Raw genomic sequence first — 17,090 nt, forward strand, 5'->3', positions numbered from 1 at the left:
TGCGTAAGTCCTATATTTGATTGTGGGTTTTTCCCTAATACCAATTTAAATAGTTTTTGCGGCACATCAATATATTCTAGAGGGCATGACAGTGCCCATAAGTGTCAACTTAACGTGAAACCCGCTTGGCGATAACGTTCTGCCCTCACCCCCAGCCCCTCTCCCACCAGGAGAGGGGAGCAAGAGATTTAATTCCCCTTCTCCCTCTGGAGAAGGGGTGAGGGGATGAGGGCGAGGGTTTTTATTAATAATGGTGAGCAATGCCCACCATATCTAGAGAAGAAATGGGAAGACTTGAGATTATTGCCAAGCTCGGTCATATTGAACTGGCCAGAGTTTATCATGTCCTAGCTGTTTTGCTGCCAGATGCGGCCAGTAAGGATTGCGCAATAATTCACGACCTAACAACACAATATCAGCGCTACCTGTACGAATGATTTTGTCTGCTTGTTCTGGTGATGTAATTAAGCCAACTGCGCCTGTATCAATATTTGCTTCGCGGCGGATGCGTTCAGCAAATTGAGTTTGATAACCTGGTTTTAGGGGGATATTAATACCCGGTATAATGCCACCGGAGGAGCAGTCTATTAAATCCACACCTAAAGATTTGAGTTTATCGCTTAAAGCAATACTTTGCTCGATATCCCAACCTTTATCTACCCAATCAGTTGCAGAAATCCTCACAAATAATGGATGTGTTTCCGGCCAAACTTCGCGTACACTTTGAACGATTTCTCTAAGCAATCGGGTACGATTTTCAAAACTACCACCATAATCATCGGTGCGAGTATTCGCTAAGGGTGAGAGGAATTGGTGTATTAAATAACCGTGCGCTGCGTGAATTTCGATAACTTTGAAGCCAGCTTGTAAAGAACGTTGCGCAGCTTTGACAAAAGCATCGGTAACTTGTTTAATACCTTCAATGGTCAAGGCTTCTGGTATGGGACTATCTTTACTAAATGCGATCGCACTACTGGAAACTAAAGGCCGCCAACCTTCCTGATTTTCATCTAAAAATTTTCCTCCCTTGCTGGGTTTGGCTGTGCTGGCTTTTCTCCCCGCATGAGCCAGTTGAATCCCCGCTACAGCGCCAAAATTATGAATTAATTCGACGATTTGAGCTAAATTATCAACATGTTCATCTAACCATATTCCTAAATCTTGGGGACTAATGCGTCCTCTTGGTTCTACTGCTGCTGCTTCTGTTAAAACTAAACCAGAACCGCCGACTGCGCGGGAAGCTAGATGTATTTTGTGCCATTCATTAGCATAACCGTTGGTACTGGAATATTGACACATCGGTGAAACGGCAATGCGGTTGCGAAAATTAACTTCACGAATCCTGAATGCTTCAAACAATTGTGCCATTTTTATAGATTCCTTCTCTTGCTAGGTGAAAGAAATTAGTAATAGATTTACGCAGTAGACTTCAGTTGCTAACAATTCTCTAGTACAAGACGGCGTAAATAAAGCTACCATTTCAAACAGCCAAAAGCCTTGATATATTAACCTTTTGACTTTTGACTTTTGACTTTTGACTTCCGCGTAGCGGTACTAGATGTTTGCTGCTACCTACTGATTGAGGTGAGCAAAGCAATAACTAACAGAAATAATCTGAGATTATAAACATAATTACACAGCAATAATCTACATCTGTAAGTGCCAAGAGTATGAATCTATTACCCTACAGATGAGAGAGTAGGCATAAAGACTGATTCAAGCAGCCTTTAACAGTTAATAGCTAGCTGAAGATGCAGATCTAGTCTTATCACTAGAATCAGCATCCCTGCTACTCAACTCATAAACTGAGTTCTAATATTCAAGTTATTACAAAATTTGCCAATAATAGATAAATAGATTATGTAATTAAAAATCCTCCTATATCATGGGTGATTCTTTGATAGAAATATGCAACTAATTCACTCATTATTCCACAATCTCATACTTTTTTCATCTGTTCAATACTTGATGAATACTGAGTCTAAAAAATCGACTTCTTCTTAAGATTTTTGTAATTTTCTCAGCAAGCTATTTATCAATTTTTCTTGTAGTCAAAAACTATTCAATTGCTGAAAACTCAGCTTATACCAATTCAACATGAAGATGCATATAATCTAGCCTGCAAAGGTAGGCTTTGTAATTCTAGCCCCAGGCTTCCAGCCTGAGGGCGTTATGTGCAGCCTCACATAAAATTGATATTAGGTATATTGAAAATTAATGAGCAAGTAAATTTTAAAAATCTAAACTTATTGACTATGTGATGAGGAACACAAATTTTGGTAAATTGATTGGGCACTTAGACAAGGTTAATTCGTCATAAATATACATCATAGATAAATCTAGGCTATACAGTCATGTAATACCAGAGATTTTCTGACAAAAAAATATAATGTTATAGGTAATTTTTAGGATAAAAACGTGAAAAAAGCCATAATTATCAAGACAATCCTCGCATCATTGGGATTTTTAACTTTTTTCAGCCCAAATCAGGCTTCAGCGCAACTAATCCCCCAACCTTGGGTTTCCGTGGGTGGTAATGATGGCGATGTTACCTATGCTGTGGGTGCGAGAGCGTTAAATTTAGGCGTGGAAGTAGGCGTAGGGCCTGACGGTTCTACAGGCGTAGATGTTTTAAAATTTATCAGTCTCCCAGTAATATCTCCTTATGTCGGCTTGGGGTATTATTCTGAAGATAAAGGCGTTGCTGTTTCTGGTGGCGTTCAAGTAGGCGCTACAGATCATGTTTTTGTGGGCGCTGGCTACAATTCTGTGCGCGGCTTTAATGGACAGTTAGGGGTAAGATTTTAAATTAAATAGAGACGCGATTAATCGCGTCTGTACAATATATTAGGGTTTTAAAAAGTTAATGTGATCGCCATCTTGATTTTCTAAATCTTCGCAGGTACCTTGGATTTTCACTTTTCCTTGCTCTAAGAAAATGATCCAATCTGCTCTTTGGATCACTCTGGGGCGATGGCTGATCATAATTGTGGTTTTTCCCTGACGCACAGCTATTAGTCTATCGAGAACTTCGGCTTCGCTGATGGGATCTAGTCCGGCTGTGGATTCATCTAGAATGAGTACGGGTGGATTGTTAACAATGGCTCTGGCTATGGCTAACCTTTGTCTTTGTCCGCCGGATAGGTTAGCACCAAATTCACCTAAAATAGTTTGATATTTATCTGGTAATTTACTAATAAATTCATCGGCTCCAGCAATTTGACAAGCAGAGACAATTTCCTCAAAAGTAATATTTGGCGAACCAAGGCGAAAATTTTCGACAATTGAACGACTCCAAAAGTGGGCTTCTTGGGGTACTAGTACAACTTGCTGGCGCAGACAATCCAAGGCTAAATCTTGTAAGTTAAAGGCACCAATGCGAATATTACCTGATTTATAAGCATAAAGCCCAGAAATTAATTTAGCTAAGGAACTTTTACCACATCCCGATTTACCAATAATGGCTGTAGTTTTTCCCCCCGGAATTATTAATGAGAAATCATCAAGTAAATCTACTCTACCAATGTGATGAAATACGAGTTCCGATAAACTAATATCCGCATCATCACGAATTTGGGCATAAGCTTTATTATCAGTTTCGTCAATTTCTGCGGTTGTATCAATCACTTCTGATAAGCGTTGAGTAGCAGTTTTCACCCGCATGAATTTATCTACAAAGTTAATCAAACCAGTAATAAAGTTGAGAAAATTGCCACTCATGGTATTAAAGGCAATTAATTGTCCAATAGTCAGTTCTCGCCCAATTACTAAACTGCTACCAAACCACAGCAAAACAATCCCGCCTACCCCAGAGATGAAAGTCGAAAATGTGTTATTGGTAATGCCAATTTGTGCAGTACTGTAAATTAACCTCGCCAAGCGGCTAAAACGACTTTGCAATTCTTCCCAAAATTGCTGCTGTGCTGTGGTAGTTTTGAGAGTTAAAGCACCTTTAAAAGTTTCTACCAATAATCCCTGATTTTCTGCATCTAACACCATAATGCTACGAATTTTCTGTTGCATAACGGGTAAAAAAATCAGGGTAGTCATGCTACTAATTACAGCTAAAATCAGCACGACTATCGCCAATTTCCAGCTATAGAAAAGCATTAAACTTAAGGAAATTAAGGCAATTAAAGATTGACTGGGTAAGGTAACGACAGATTGCGCTACTAATTGATTAATTTGTTGAATATCTTGTAAGCGACTAACAATTTCTCCACTGCGACGGGATTCATAATAGCTTAAGGGTAAGCGGAGAATTTTTCGCCCAAACTCCATGACTAAACTTAATTCTAGACGTTGGGCAAATTGGGTGACGAGGTTAGCTTGAATTAAACTCAGGGTACTACTAACAATTGTCATCACGATAATTGCGATCGCTAATCCTCTAAGTAATTGGGTATCGCCCCGAATCAGCACATCATCGGTGAGAATTTGAATTAAAAACGGCGATGCTAGGGAAAGCACGCCGAGAAATAAGTTAATCAGCAAAGATTCAAATAAAATTCCGCGATAAGGCGCAACACGTTTGTAAAATCGAGCGAATCCACTAACTTTATCTTCCTGTTGTTGGTAAAAGCGAATCGGATCGGGTTCCAACAACAGCATAATGCCATCATTCCAACCTGCAAGTAACTCCTGCTTGGGGATGTAGCGAATCCCCACCGCCGGATCGGCAATGACGTATTTTTTACCACGTTGCCCGTAAAGAACTACATAGTGATAACCTTTCCAGTGGATAATCGCGGGTAAAGGTAGCTCGTTTAGCCTATCCACAATGGCGGGTGAAGCCTTCACCGAACGGGTATTAAAACCTAAAGCTTCCGCCCCTCGCTTTAACCCTAGTAATGTTGTTCCTTGCTTACCAGTACCGATAAATTCCCGGATACGGTTGAGTGCAAATATTTTCTGATAATACTTAGCAATTGTTGCCAGACAAGCCGCTCCACAATCTTCTTCACTATGCTGTAAAACGCTTTTGTATTTCATAGATATAACGTGAATAGCACCTGTGATTTCAATAGGGTTCGGTTTTTCTCTGCGCTTTCTGTGTCTGGTGTGGTTTTTAAAAGATTTATTGAACCGCAGAGGCGCAGAGAACACAGAGATAAGAAGTTAAAAGGGATTTTTTTCCTGGTTCTTATCCCCTAAAATGCCCAAAAGTAGAGTTAAAGCAACACCTAGTGGTCTGTCGCATTAAATATGATTGGTAAAAAACGAACCGCGAAGACGCGAAGTCCGCGAAGGAAGAGAAAAGAAGAAGAAACTTACCATACATAAATTAATGAGACAAAGCACTAGCTGAAAGATAGAAAATATTTGTGGTGGGTAATCTAAACACAGAGCTAAAAAATATACTGTGATATTCCACCCGCATGGTTACCCCATCTAGCCCAGAGTTTCAGAAAAAACCGCAATCTGCTAATCAAGAATTTGTCATTCCTTTGAATAGCGATGAATTTATGCCCCCGATTAGTCGTTGGGCTACTTTGGGTGGGGTTTTTTTGTTGGGGGGAATTGTTATAGCTGTTGGGATAGCAGCTGTGACACCATTTCCTGTGGTTGTGCGATCGCCTGCTGTGGTGCGCCCTAATGGTGAGGTAAAAATTATCCAGGCGGCTGCGGAAGGTACAATTAATAAATTAGATGTAGCCGAAAATCAAAAAGTAAAACAGGGACAAGTAATTGCACTGATTGATGATTCTCGCTTGCAAACTCGCAAAAGACAGCTAGAAAGCAGTATTCAGCAAAGTTATCTCCAAATTCAACAATTAGAGGCGCAAAGAGTAAATCTTAACTCGCAAATAGCCGCCGAGCAAAATTTAATGAATCGCACTACTGCATCTGCACAATCGGAGCTAGTTCGCATTGAGCGCGAGTACGGAGATAAAAAAGCGATCGCGCAACGAGAAGTAGAAGAAGCCCAAGCCAATGTCGCTGCTACTCAAGCTGAGTTTACAGCCTTTGAACGTGCGGGAAAAGAAGGAGCGATTGCAATGGTGCAAGTGGAAAGCAAGCGCCAAAACTACATAGCTGCAAAAGCCAGATTAGAACGGGCGAAAACTAGCCTTAACCCCACTTCTGCGACAATTGCGATCGCGCAACAACAAATCGCCCAAGCCGAAGCCAGAGGAAAATCAACTCTAGCTACCCTACAGAAAGATAGAGAAGCCTTAGGACAGCAAAAAGTCCAATTACAAACGCAAATTGATCAAGAGAGCAAGGAACTCAAACAAACTAGCGATGACTTGCAAGATACGGTGATTCGCGCGCAAGTCAATGGAACTATTTTAAAGCTAGGCTTGCGCAACCCCGGACAAGTAGTCCGCCCTGGCGACACTATCGCCCAAATCGCCCCAGAAAACACTACCTTGGTAATTAAAGCGCGAGTATCTCCCCAAGATATTGGTACAGTGCGCGTTGAACAACGGGTGAATATGCGCGTATCTGCTTATACTTACACAGATTATGGCACTTTAGCAGGTAAAGTGATTGCGATCGCAGCAGATGCGATTACCGAGCAAAATCCCAACCCAGCTGCAACGACTGCGCCTTATTTTGAGGTTAGTATTATACCAGAAAAAAATTATTTAATCAAGAGCGATCGCCAATATACAATTCTTCCAGGAATGGAAATACAAGCAGATATAATTTCCCAAGAAGAAACAATTTTAACTTTTATTTTGCGCAAAGCCAGGTTATTAGTAGGGGTTTAAGTCTGGGAATCCAATTTAATTATGGAACAAATTTAAGTATGTGTAGTGGCGTGGCAAGGCTAAAATAGTGCATGAATAAAACTCTTGTGGGATGGGCGTCTCGCCCGTCCTGGGCGGACAAGATGTCCACCCCACAATAAAATTATGTTGCAACATTTTAATGATTGTTGAAAATCTCTGTGTTCTCTGTGTTCTCTGCGGTGGAAAAAAATTTATCTAATACCAATTTGAAAAAAGAATGCGACAGATGGTAGGGGCATGGCAATGCCATGCCCTGTAGAATATATTGATGTGCCGCAAACATTATTTAAATTGATCTAACCACAGAGACGCAGCGAAAAGTCTGAGCGCCGGCTTCCGGCGCTCAGAACTTTTCAAGACAGAGTACGAGAGCAAAAATTACGAATTACGAATTACGAATTATTTCACCCAACCGCTTGAATCCACTCTTTAACAAAATATTCAGTCCAGATACCATTTTGCCAATAAGGATCGTTTTCAACTAACTGGCGTACAGTGGCTTCGTCTTCAGCTTCATAAATACCAAAAACTTGTGTCACATCTTTTGTAGGGCCTATAGTAATCAACACGCCAGATTCTTTTTGTTTAGCTAATCCGTCTAAATGGGCTTGGCGATAAGGGGCACGTTTTTCTAAAACGTCTTCACAATAACTTCCGCACATGATGTATTTGGGCATAACAAATTCGAGATGAAATGACAAAATTAGGCTTGATTAAAAGCCAAAAAAATGAACGACATTTTGCAAATATCTGATATTTTCAGAAATTTGTGCCGCATTAATCATATTAAACTAACAAGAGCATCTCACTTTTAAGCTTTTAGGACTTACGCACCGAACACAAAAACCCTCACAAGGGTGGTCAAAAGTCAAAAGTCAATGGTCAAAATTCATGTTTTTGGACTATTGACTATTGACCATTGACAAAAAGCATGAAAAATATCTGACACTGCGTAAGTCCTAGCTTTTACAGGCCTAGATGAATGTTCAGGCTGTTGGGTATAGTTAAAAATCCCAGTTAGCCCAATCAACGAATGACTTCTGTAGAAAACATCTTCCACAACGCTTGCAAATAGGGGATTAAAGTATCATTTTCTGCTGGTGTAAGGTGAGTTTCTATTTCTTGCTTCAGCAAAACCAACATTTGACGCACGAGATCCCAGTCTACTTTTAATCTGGGATAAAGCATGATACACAAGGGAAATAACTCTTCTTGCACTGCGGTGATGTTTCCTTCTAAAGCACACACCCATAGGTATACTTGAAACATTTCCACATCGCGAATGCTGGAGATTTTCACCAATGGATCGCTTAAATTACCAGAAAAACAACGGTAATTGGGATAGAGTTCTATTACCTGTTGAAAAATCTTTTTGGCAATTTGTGTACTCATTGGTAACAGCTTGCGAACTGCGGACATGATGGTTGAATCATAATCATGTTGAGCTGCGGCTTCATAAGCACGTTGTAGGGGCATATATAAGTGATCGTCAATCACTTTAAAGTATGCACCAATGAGCGATCGCTCTATTGGCTCCAGCAGTTCTAACAACATTTGGCTGGTGTAATGAAACTGCATTGTCACAAAGCCAATCACTCGCGGATCTTGACTGGTATATTTTTTTCTCATTGCTCCGATATCGCCACCAACAACTGTAGTTAGCTGATTAGGTGCAACTTGTTCGCTATAAAGTGCTAATGCTTGCTCGTACAGGGGATTACCTGCTTGTGCTAATTGCATCACCGCAGCCAAAGGTTGCAGGTTAGGTTGTTGGCTGTATATTGCCAACGCTTTTTGATAAATATTAAACGAATCTCCCGCTATTTCCCAAGGATTGATGAGGTTGGGATTTATGGAATGTAATTTAACTTGTTCTGCTAATAGTGCTTCTGTTTGATTCCACGCTTTAGCACTAACACTGCGTAATGACTCTAAGATTTTTTGCGCAGTTTTTGCTCTACCTGCTGATGATACTATTGCAGCTAAATTCTGCGTCTTTACACCCTCTGCATAGTTAGCATCTGGCTGCAGGTTCTGCATATATTTTTTAGCCCATTGTTGGGCTAAAGATTCCACACCACTTTGATTTTCTATATCAGAAACTTCTGCTAAATCGGTAGATGCATTGGTTCGCATAAAATTATGTTTGGATATTGTTGGCTGACAATCAGTTCTTGAAGGTAGGTTTGATGTTTTATTTTAATCTGTTGTAATAAATTGTGAAAGACTCTTTGATGAGCTTGAGATAAATTCTATTATATGGGCTTTTAAAGTAACGTCTACGTTTTGTTAATGAACCAGAACTGCTACAAACCTCAAAATATTAGTTAATTAGTAAATCTATTTAAATAAAAATACTGGAGTAATATTATTTTCGAGAAAAACTGATATAAGAGGAATTTGTCAGAGCTTATAAGACAAAAAAGCTCGCAATTAGAGAATTTTCTTGGTAGTTCGACAAGTGTTTTATAGCGAATAATACTGATATATGATAAATATTTAGTAATAAAAAATACATAAATTCAAGGACAAGGTGACCCCATTGGTGTCAACTTAAGCTAAAAGCTATATAGGGTACAAAAACTTTCGCCCTCATCCCCTAACCCCTTCTCCCCCAGGAGAAGGGGAATTAAATCTCTTGCTCCCCTCTCCCGGTGGGAGAGGGGCTGGGGGTGAGGGCAAAAACCTTGCTACAAAGCGGGTTTCGCGTTAAGTTGACCAGTATGGGTTATCCCCTGCCCCTACGAGTTGCTTTTAAGTTGCACAATTAATAGTGAAGGCTGTCAACAGTCAACAGTTAACAGCCTTTGTTTGTAGTTATGCAATTGGGATGCTCCCAATTTTGACGTAATACCCTTCTAGGGTATTGCTATAGCAACAAAGCCTGCCAAGGCAGGCTAAAAGTTTGATAGCCTGCCTTGGCAGGCTTCGTATTTCTAGCCCCACCCTATAAGGGTGAGGGCGTTTTTGCACATTTGGGATGCTCCCATGCAATTTAGACGCGCATTAGCTGAAATTAACTCCTCAAACTAACGCCGAATTTTTCTACCAAAGCTTCCCGCACTTTGTTATGTACTGGTTCGACTTCAGTATCGGTGAGGGTGCGATCGCTCGCACGGTAAACTAGACGAAATGCTAAACTGCGTTGTCCTGTAGGAACGTGTTCGCCGCGATATTCATCAAATAATTCCACGGATTCCAGTAAGCCTTTACCAGCTTTATTAATTGCTCTTTCGATTTCCGCAACGGTAACTTTTACGGGTGCAAAGAAAGCGATATCGCGATCGCTGGCGGGATAGGTGGAATAAGGATGAAATACTGGTACTAAGCTTTCATCGCTATCTAATGCATCTAGTAGCACATCAGTATCTAGCTGGAAGAGGTACACGGAATCTGGTAAACCCTTTTCCCGGCGAATTTGGGGATGGAGTTGTCCAAAAATACCCAGTCTGTTACCGCCAATCCATAAAGAAGCTGTGCGCCCAGGGTGTAAGCGTTCGTCACGGCGATCTGGTTGGTATTCTACCTCTAAATCTAGTTGGCGAAAAACGCTATCTAAAATTCCTTTGGCTTCGTACCAAGTCAGGGGTTGTTCTCGTCCGCTACTTGTCCATTTGCTGAGAGTGCGATCGCCTCCCATAATACCCGCGATCGCTTCGCCTTCTTGCAAGCCATCTTCCCCTTGCCAGAAAATCCGCCCAATTTCAAAGCCATTAAGCGAACCATTACCCTGTTCTAAGTTATATTGAAAAGCATCAATTAACCCAGCAATTAAATCGGTACGCAACGCCGAATACTCGACAAACAAGGGATTTGACAGCACCACTTGTCTATCTTCGCCCGGTTTCACTAAAGAATATTGAATTAATTCTGTCAATCCGGCGGCGCGGAAATAAGCCCGCAATTTGCGAATTAATTCCTGATCTAAAGGTAAATAACCGGCTTCGGCTTTTTGCGGTAAAGTATCACAAAATTTGTCATAGCCGTAGAGACGGGCGATTTCTTCAATTAAATCAATTTCCCGTTCTAAGTCGCGGTAACGGTAAGGCGGTACAGAAACTGTCCAAGCGCGATCGCCTGTTGGGGTAAGTTGACAGCCTAAGGCGGTGAGGATGCGTTCAACGTCTTGTTCTTCCAGTTCCCCGGTTTCTTCCCCTAAATCGATAGGGCCGAGTACTTGATTGACTCTATCTAACCGCAACCCAATCGAACCCGTCCAAGTTGAGGGATCGGGGCGAGTATCGGCGATTTCTTGCTTGACAATCACGCCACCAGCCAGTTCAGTTATCAGGGATAAAGCGCGACGACAGGCGACTTCCAATTCCGCCCGGTTGACGCCTCTTTCGTATCGCCCTGAGGATTCACTTCTTAAACCCACACTGCGAGAAGAACGACGAATCGCCACAGAATCAAATAAAGCGGCTTCTAAAACTAGATTTTGCGTACCTGCATCAACTTCCGTTTCTTCGCCACCCATCACCCCCGCGATCGCCACTGGTTTATCGTTAGCGGTAATCAATAAATTTTGGGCTGTGAGGTTGCGTGTTTGTCCATCCAAGGTTTTCAAGCTTTCCCCATTTGTGGCGAAGCGGACGCCAATATTTAAATTACCATTTCCCGCCACAGCTTGCAGGCGATCGCGGTCAAATGCGTGTAAAGGTTGTCCCCATTCAAACAATACATAGTTAGTAATATCCACAATATTATTGATGGGACGTACTCCAGCAGCTTGTAGGCGTTGTTGTAACCATGCTGGCGAAGGCGCAATTTTTACCTGTTCAATTACAGTGCCAAAATAAGCCGGACAAGCTTGGGTTTCGGAAATGCTTAAGCCTAAATTTCCCCCACCTTGGTTAATCGTCACCTCACGCGGTTGGGGAATATTCAACTTCCCACCAGTCAAAGCGGCGACTTCCCTGGCGATACCCACCATACTTAAAGCATCAGCGCGGTTGGCTGTGGCGGTGACATCTAAAATTACATCATCTAGCCCCAACAAAGGCCGGACATCGCTACCCAAGGCGAGATTTTCTTGGGTAAAAATATGAATTCCATCGACATCGCTAGTTAAGCCCAGTTCCTTTAAAGAACAGATCATTCCTTGAGAAGGAACACCGCGCAGTTTCGCCGGCTTAATTTTTAAATCGATATTTGGTAAATAAGTACCTGTAGTTGCAACTGCTACATAAATATCAGCCCGGACATTCGCCGCACCACAGACAATATTTAAAGTCTCAGCTGCACCAATATCTACTTGACACACACTTAATTTATCAGCGTTGGGGTGGGGTTGACGCTCAAGCACTTTCCCCACAACCACGCCATTAGCCCAAGTGCGGCGGTCTTCAATATCTTCTACTTCAAACCCAGCCATTGTCAGGGTTTCGGCTAATTCTTCATGGCTCAGTTTGATTTCTACTAGTTCTTGCAACCAGTTTAAAGAGATACGCATGGAGTGTGCTTGTTTTAGGAATCGTCTTTTGCTCTCATTTTAGGGTGCTTGCTAAAGAGCGATCGCAGCTTCTTAGCAAAGTCTACCCATTCACTTGAACAATCCTACTACGTTGGTTCCAGCAAATTGCGGAAATAATCTCGCAGATGTTGAATCTATCAACGTGAATTCATCCAAATTTGCGAAAATAATGCGGCAGCATGGCATTGCCATGCCCCCTAGAATATATTGATCTGCCGCAAATAATATTTAAATTGGTATAAAATATTTTGGATCTATGTGCAAATAATTATAAGTGTATAAACCTGTCTCAATTCTGCATCAATCAGCGTGAAAACAGACACCATATTCTACCGCCTATTCCAAAGCTTCCCCAGTATCTTTTTTGAACTCATCAACCAACCACCCGAAACCGCTAATACATACGAATTTTCATCTGTTGAAGTCAAACAGCTTGCTTTCCGTATTGATGGGGTATTTCTCCCTAAAAGTAATCCATTATCCCCTATCTACTTTGTAGAAGTTCAATTTCAACCCGATAAAAAATTTTACTCTCGCCTATTTTCCGAAATCTTTCTTTACTTAGATCAAACCCAACTTACCAACAATTGGCGTGGAGTTGTAGTTTATCCCAGCCGCAGTATTGATGTAGGCGCAACAGAAAGATATACAGAATTACTCACATCCGGGCGAGTCACGCGCATATATTTAGACGAATTAGACTCCACAGCTTCACAGTCAATTGGGATTGAGACTGTTAAATTAGTAGTAGAGCCTGAAAATAGTGCAGTTACAAAAGCCAGGGAGTTAATCAACCTCGCCAAACAACAAATAACTTCAGAAATTTCTCAACAGGAATTTCTCAAATTAATAGAAACCATTATTATTTATAAATTTCCCCAAAAAAGTAGAGAGGAGATTGAACAAATGTTTGGATTTAGCGAGTTGAAACAAACTAAAGTTTATCAAGAAGCGAAGCAAGAAGGGAAAGAAGAAGGTAAACTCGAAGGAAGGTTACAAGGGAAATTAGAAGCCATTCCTTTCATGTTAAATTTAGGCGCAACTGTCGAACAAATAGCTGAGGCGTTAAGTTTAGATATTGAGTTAGTTCGATTAGTAGCGGCGAAAGCTAATGCTAACCAGCAAGCCAATGGTGAATCTAGGTAGTGGACTGACACAGCTAAAATGTGGCAATATGATTTTCTTGTGGGGTGGACAACTTGTCCGCCCAGGACGGGCGAGACGCCCATCCCACAAGAGTTTTATTAATTCACCATTTTAAGCTTGCCACGCCAGTAGGGATAAGATTAGGTAAATACTTGGCGCTAATATCAATTTGAAAAAAGAATGCGGCAGATGGTAGGCAATGCTATGCGCTTTATAATACATTGATGTGCTGCAAACACTATTTAAATTGGCATAAAATATTCTGGATATATGTACAAATAATTACAAGGGCACAAAAATGTTGTGCCCCTACGTAAATACTTGATTTATTGACAATATAGCTGTATCCAGATAGATTAGGACATCAAGCTAAGATAAAACCCTGACAATAAAAGGCTTTTAAGTCTGTCAACAGTCAACAGTCAATTGTCAACGGATATACATTATTTATCTATTTAATTATCCATAATTTTAACCAAAAACCGATTCCAAAGCGCGGAGTAAGTCTTGTTTGGTAAAAGGTTTAGTTAAATACACCTTTGCGCCTTGTCTCATCCCCCAAATTCTGTCAATTTCTTTGTTCTTAGAACTACAAATAATAATCGGTACTTTCTCTGTTACCGGATTTCTTTTTAGTTGCCGGCAAAATTCAAATCCGCTTAATCCTGGCATGACTACATCAGTAATAATCACATCAGGATGGTTATTGACTGCTTGATCTAAACCATCTTTAGCATCATAAGCTTTCAGCACAACGTGACCGCTATCTTTGAGAAAATTGTTAATTAATTCTAATTGCGAAGGCGTATCTTCAACGATCAAAACTGTAGCCATATTGCTGTTAATTCACTGTTTAAACTGGTATGATTTTTAGGTCATCACGCTAAATGCATAAAAACAAGCTTAAGTAATTCAGCACGGGTAAAAGGTTTAGTTAAATACCCCGAAGCTCCGACTAAATTAGCTTTCACCTTGTCTACAAGTCCTTTATTTCCTGTAACAAATATAATGGGAGTATTTTTGAACATTGAATTATTCCGGATAATTCTGCATAATTCATAACCATCAATACCTGCCATATTTAGATCCAGTAAAATTAAGTCTGGTTTGTGCCGAATAATTGACATCACAGCCTTTAATGGATCTTCAATAGTAACTACAGAAAAATTTTCATCCTCTAAGAAACGACTAATTTCTTTCAGAATAGTGGGACTATCATCTACAGAAATGATTTTGTAAACTTTTTTAGCAGTAGCAGTAGCTGTAGTTACTCTTTCCGGTGCAGAATTTATGTTATTTGTTGTGGTTAATTCCTGAAACTCGTGTTCAACCACAGAAGAAATATATGGAGGTTCTTCAAAGTAAGGTATATCATTTACAAGCAGATTGGGATAGGTTTTAGCATCTATACTACCTGATTCTGCGACTGGATCGACTAATTCCTCTAATTCATGTGGTATGAGTGTTGTTACCTGTTCCACAGAGGATGTGGATTCGCCAAATGTCTTTGGTAATTTATCAAATGGTGGGTCTGCTTCATGCAAGATAATTCCGCCATTGACAATGTAATGGTACAGTTGTTGAACCAATTGGATCTCATCTTGGTTCATAATTACTGCCAAATGACGCAGGCTAAAACCCTTCATCCAGTTAGTTAAATTTGGTTGCAAATCTAAAAAAGTTGGGTTTTGGATGGATTTGTTGATAAACAGGTAAGGACGCTGATAAGGAGAAGAAATATAAGGAGCAAAAGCTTGCCAGCGCTGTATTCTTGCTTGGCTGCGTTCGATGATTTTTTCTACGTCTAGCCTGCAAAGTTTTGGTACGTCAGAAGGTAAATTGCTGAGTTCAAAGCTACCTACTTTGATTAACAGTAAGGATTCTATGACTTCTTTCACCAATTCTTGGATTAACACGGCTGCTTGAGTCGAGTGCAAATGCCCTTGGTTAACAAGCCAAGTAATTGCTTGGTATTCAGCCGGCTGATTAGCAAAATTACTCTGCTGTTCTATTTGTTGACTGGGAGAGTCAAATTCAAACATCAGCCGTAATTGGACGCGGGTTTGACTGTCTAGAAGCGGTACTTGATGACTGAGACGCCGTAAGTGACGTTCTAATCTATCGAATGGTTCCACTGAATGAGTAGCATAGGTAATTTTGCCTTGTTCTAGATAAATCGCCCAAGAAACTGAGTTACTAAATACTAAAAGACAAGTGCTGTCAGAACTTTTAGCTAACTGACTTAATAAATTCTGGGGACTGAGTTTGGTAAATGTGCCACTAAGATTCATATGCTCAAGTTTCCGGAAATCAACGTGAATCTAGGTAAATTTAAAATGACGCTAATGAGGAATGGTTTTAGTGTTTATTTTTCTCTAAAAACAATTTATTTTTAGAGAAATATATTTATATCTCAGAAGCTATAAACACAACAGTATAGCTTGTTTGTTAAATTTTGTACTGCCTACTGAAACTGCTGATGAAGCCAGTAGTTTAAATTTTTTGTGAACATTTAGGGCTTCTATTTGATTTTTGCGCTCGTTAGCTAGATATCCATAGAAGTTTGTCCCTGACTGTTGTTTGCCTCTACTTTACTCACTTTACCAATCAACTCGGATTGATATATTTACTGAGGATAATTCTGATGATTATATTGTTGGGTCTGAGATATTTATTCTTTTTATATAAAATTAGGGGTTTCTACACAAAAGCTTTAAATTATTGTCTGGGCAGAGGTAAGTGTTTATTGTATTCTGGGTTTACAGTAACTATTACCGTTAATAGCTGTTTTGATAAAGTTAATGTAAACTCTAAGTGGTTTCCTATCTGACTCAACTCGCTTTTGCTGAAGATTTTTCTCAGGAATAAGAGAATTGAGTCCAATTATCTTAATTAATATAAGGTTAAGCTATCTACCAGAAAATCCCTTAAATGTAGTTTTTGCCACCTTGGAAACTATATACTTTTAGTAAAAGGAAAAAAGAGTTTGAATTATAACATAACACAAAACGTTATGCATGATACATTAAGGCTTGATGAAGTCGTAGAATTTGCTGAGAATCCAGAACCACGTTGTCCTTGCGTATTATTACTAGATACCTCTGGTTCTATGCAAGGAGAGCCGATAGAAGCTTTAAATCAAGGTTTGCTGAGTTTAAAGGATGAATTAGTTAAGAACTCCTTAGCGGCTAGAAGGGTAGAAGTAGCAATAGTTACATTTGATAGTAATGTTAATGTAGTCCAAGATTTTGTCACTGCCGATCAATTTAACCCGCCAATCCTCACAGCACAAGGATTGACTACAATGGGTTCAGGGATTAACAAAGCCTTGGATTTAATTCAAGAGCGGAAATCTCAATATCGCAGCAATGGTATTGCTTACTACCGTCCTTGGGTATTCATGATTACCGATGGAGAGCCACAAGGGGAGCTAGACCAAGTGGTCGAGCAAGCGAGTAAGCGTTTACAAGGTGATGAAGCCAGTAAGCGGGTAGCGTTTTTTACGGTTGGCGTAGAAAATGCGAATATGACACGCTTAAATCAAATAGGCGTGCGGACACCGCTAAAACTCAAGGGACTAAATTTTATCGAAATGTTTGTTTGGCTGTCAGCTAGTATGTCAGCTGTTTCGCACTCACAGATAGATGAACAGGTAGCACTACCACCAATTGGCTGGGGTACTGTGTAATCAAGTTGCAACTGGATACTAACACAGCTAGTTGCTGCAAGAA

Annotated in this window: 11 protein-coding genes; 4 read left to right on the forward strand and 7 right to left on the reverse strand. The window is 40.3% G+C overall.

Annotated features, from left to right (window positions below):
• Nucleotides 1–300: 300 nt before the first annotated feature.
• Entirely contained in the window at nt 301–1,368 is a 1,068-nt protein-coding gene (namA, locus tag AACW45_RS28115; protein WP_190629428.1) for an NADPH dehydrogenase NamA, read from the reverse strand.
• A 1,050-nt stretch (nt 1,369–2,418) separates the two neighbouring features.
• Here namA and AACW45_RS28120 point away from each other — a divergent pair.
• Complete coding sequence (locus AACW45_RS28120) at nt 2,419–2,808, forward strand: hypothetical protein (protein ID WP_190629430.1); 390 nt, start codon at nt 2,419–2,421, stop codon at nt 2,806–2,808.
• A 39-nt stretch (nt 2,809–2,847) separates the two neighbouring features.
• On the opposite strand, the gene AACW45_RS28125 is transcribed toward AACW45_RS28120, so the two are convergent.
• Nucleotides 2,848–4,992, reverse strand: a complete 2,145-nt coding sequence (locus tag AACW45_RS28125; RefSeq protein WP_190629432.1) for a peptidase domain-containing ABC transporter — start codon at nt 4,990–4,992, stop codon at nt 2,848–2,850.
• A 386-nt stretch (nt 4,993–5,378) separates the two neighbouring features.
• Here AACW45_RS28125 and AACW45_RS28130 point away from each other — a divergent pair, with 386 nt between their 5' ends.
• Complete coding sequence (locus tag AACW45_RS28130) at nt 5,379–6,719, forward strand: HlyD family efflux transporter periplasmic adaptor subunit (protein ID WP_190629434.1); 1,341 nt, start codon at nt 5,379–5,381, stop codon at nt 6,717–6,719.
• Nucleotides 6,720–7,144: 425 nt separating this feature from the next.
• On the opposite strand, the gene AACW45_RS28135 is transcribed toward AACW45_RS28130, so the two are convergent.
• The 3 genes from AACW45_RS28135 to pheT all read right to left on the reverse strand — a co-directional run bounded on the left by AACW45_RS28135 (nt 7,145) and on the right by pheT (nt 12,192).
• Nucleotides 7,145–7,417 carry a YciI family protein gene (locus tag AACW45_RS28135; RefSeq protein WP_190545248.1) on the reverse strand — a complete coding sequence of 91 codons (273 nt, stop codon included), beginning with the start codon at nt 7,415–7,417 and terminating at the stop codon, nt 7,145–7,147.
• 349 nt (nt 7,418–7,766) lie between these two features.
• Nucleotides 7,767–8,876: a hypothetical protein gene (locus AACW45_RS28140; RefSeq protein WP_190629436.1), complete on the reverse strand. Its 1,110-nt coding sequence runs from the start codon at nt 8,874–8,876 to the stop codon at nt 7,767–7,769.
• Nucleotides 8,877–9,756: 880 nt separating this feature from the next.
• Nucleotides 9,757–12,192, reverse strand: a complete 2,436-nt coding sequence (pheT, locus tag AACW45_RS28145; RefSeq protein ID WP_190629438.1) for a phenylalanine--tRNA ligase subunit beta — start codon at nt 12,190–12,192, stop codon at nt 9,757–9,759.
• A gap of 330 nt (nt 12,193–12,522) precedes the next feature.
• On the opposite strand from pheT, the gene AACW45_RS28150 reads away from it, so the two are divergent.
• Nucleotides 12,523–13,359 (forward strand): Rpn family recombination-promoting nuclease/putative transposase, encoded by an 837-nt coding sequence (locus tag AACW45_RS28150; RefSeq protein WP_190629440.1) that lies wholly within the window; start codon nt 12,523–12,525, stop codon nt 13,357–13,359.
• 471 nt (nt 13,360–13,830) lie between these two features.
• Here the strand turns inward: AACW45_RS28150 and AACW45_RS28155 are convergent, their stop codons facing one another.
• Together AACW45_RS28155 and AACW45_RS28160 are read right to left on the reverse strand one after the other, a co-directional pair.
• Nucleotides 13,831–14,193 carry a response regulator transcription factor gene (locus AACW45_RS28155; RefSeq protein WP_190629442.1) on the reverse strand — a complete coding sequence of 121 codons (363 nt, stop codon included), beginning with the start codon at nt 14,191–14,193 and terminating at the stop codon, nt 13,831–13,833.
• Between the two features lie 44 nt (nt 14,194–14,237).
• Nucleotides 14,238–15,650 (reverse strand): response regulator, encoded by a 1,413-nt coding sequence (locus AACW45_RS28160; RefSeq protein ID WP_190629444.1) that lies wholly within the window; start codon nt 15,648–15,650, stop codon nt 14,238–14,240.
• Nucleotides 15,651–16,372: 722 nt separating this feature from the next.
• On the opposite strand from AACW45_RS28160, the gene AACW45_RS28165 reads away from it, so the two are divergent.
• Nucleotides 16,373–17,047 carry a vWA domain-containing protein gene (locus AACW45_RS28165; RefSeq protein WP_096645815.1) on the forward strand — a complete coding sequence of 225 codons (675 nt, stop codon included), beginning with the start codon at nt 16,373–16,375 and terminating at the stop codon, nt 17,045–17,047.
• Nucleotides 17,048–17,090 lie beyond the last annotated feature (43 nt).

The sequence above is a fragment of the Calothrix sp. FACHB-168 genome, assembly GCF_963889195.1.
Lineage (GTDB): Bacteria > Cyanobacteriota > Cyanobacteriia > Cyanobacteriales > Nostocaceae > Aulosira > Aulosira anomala_A.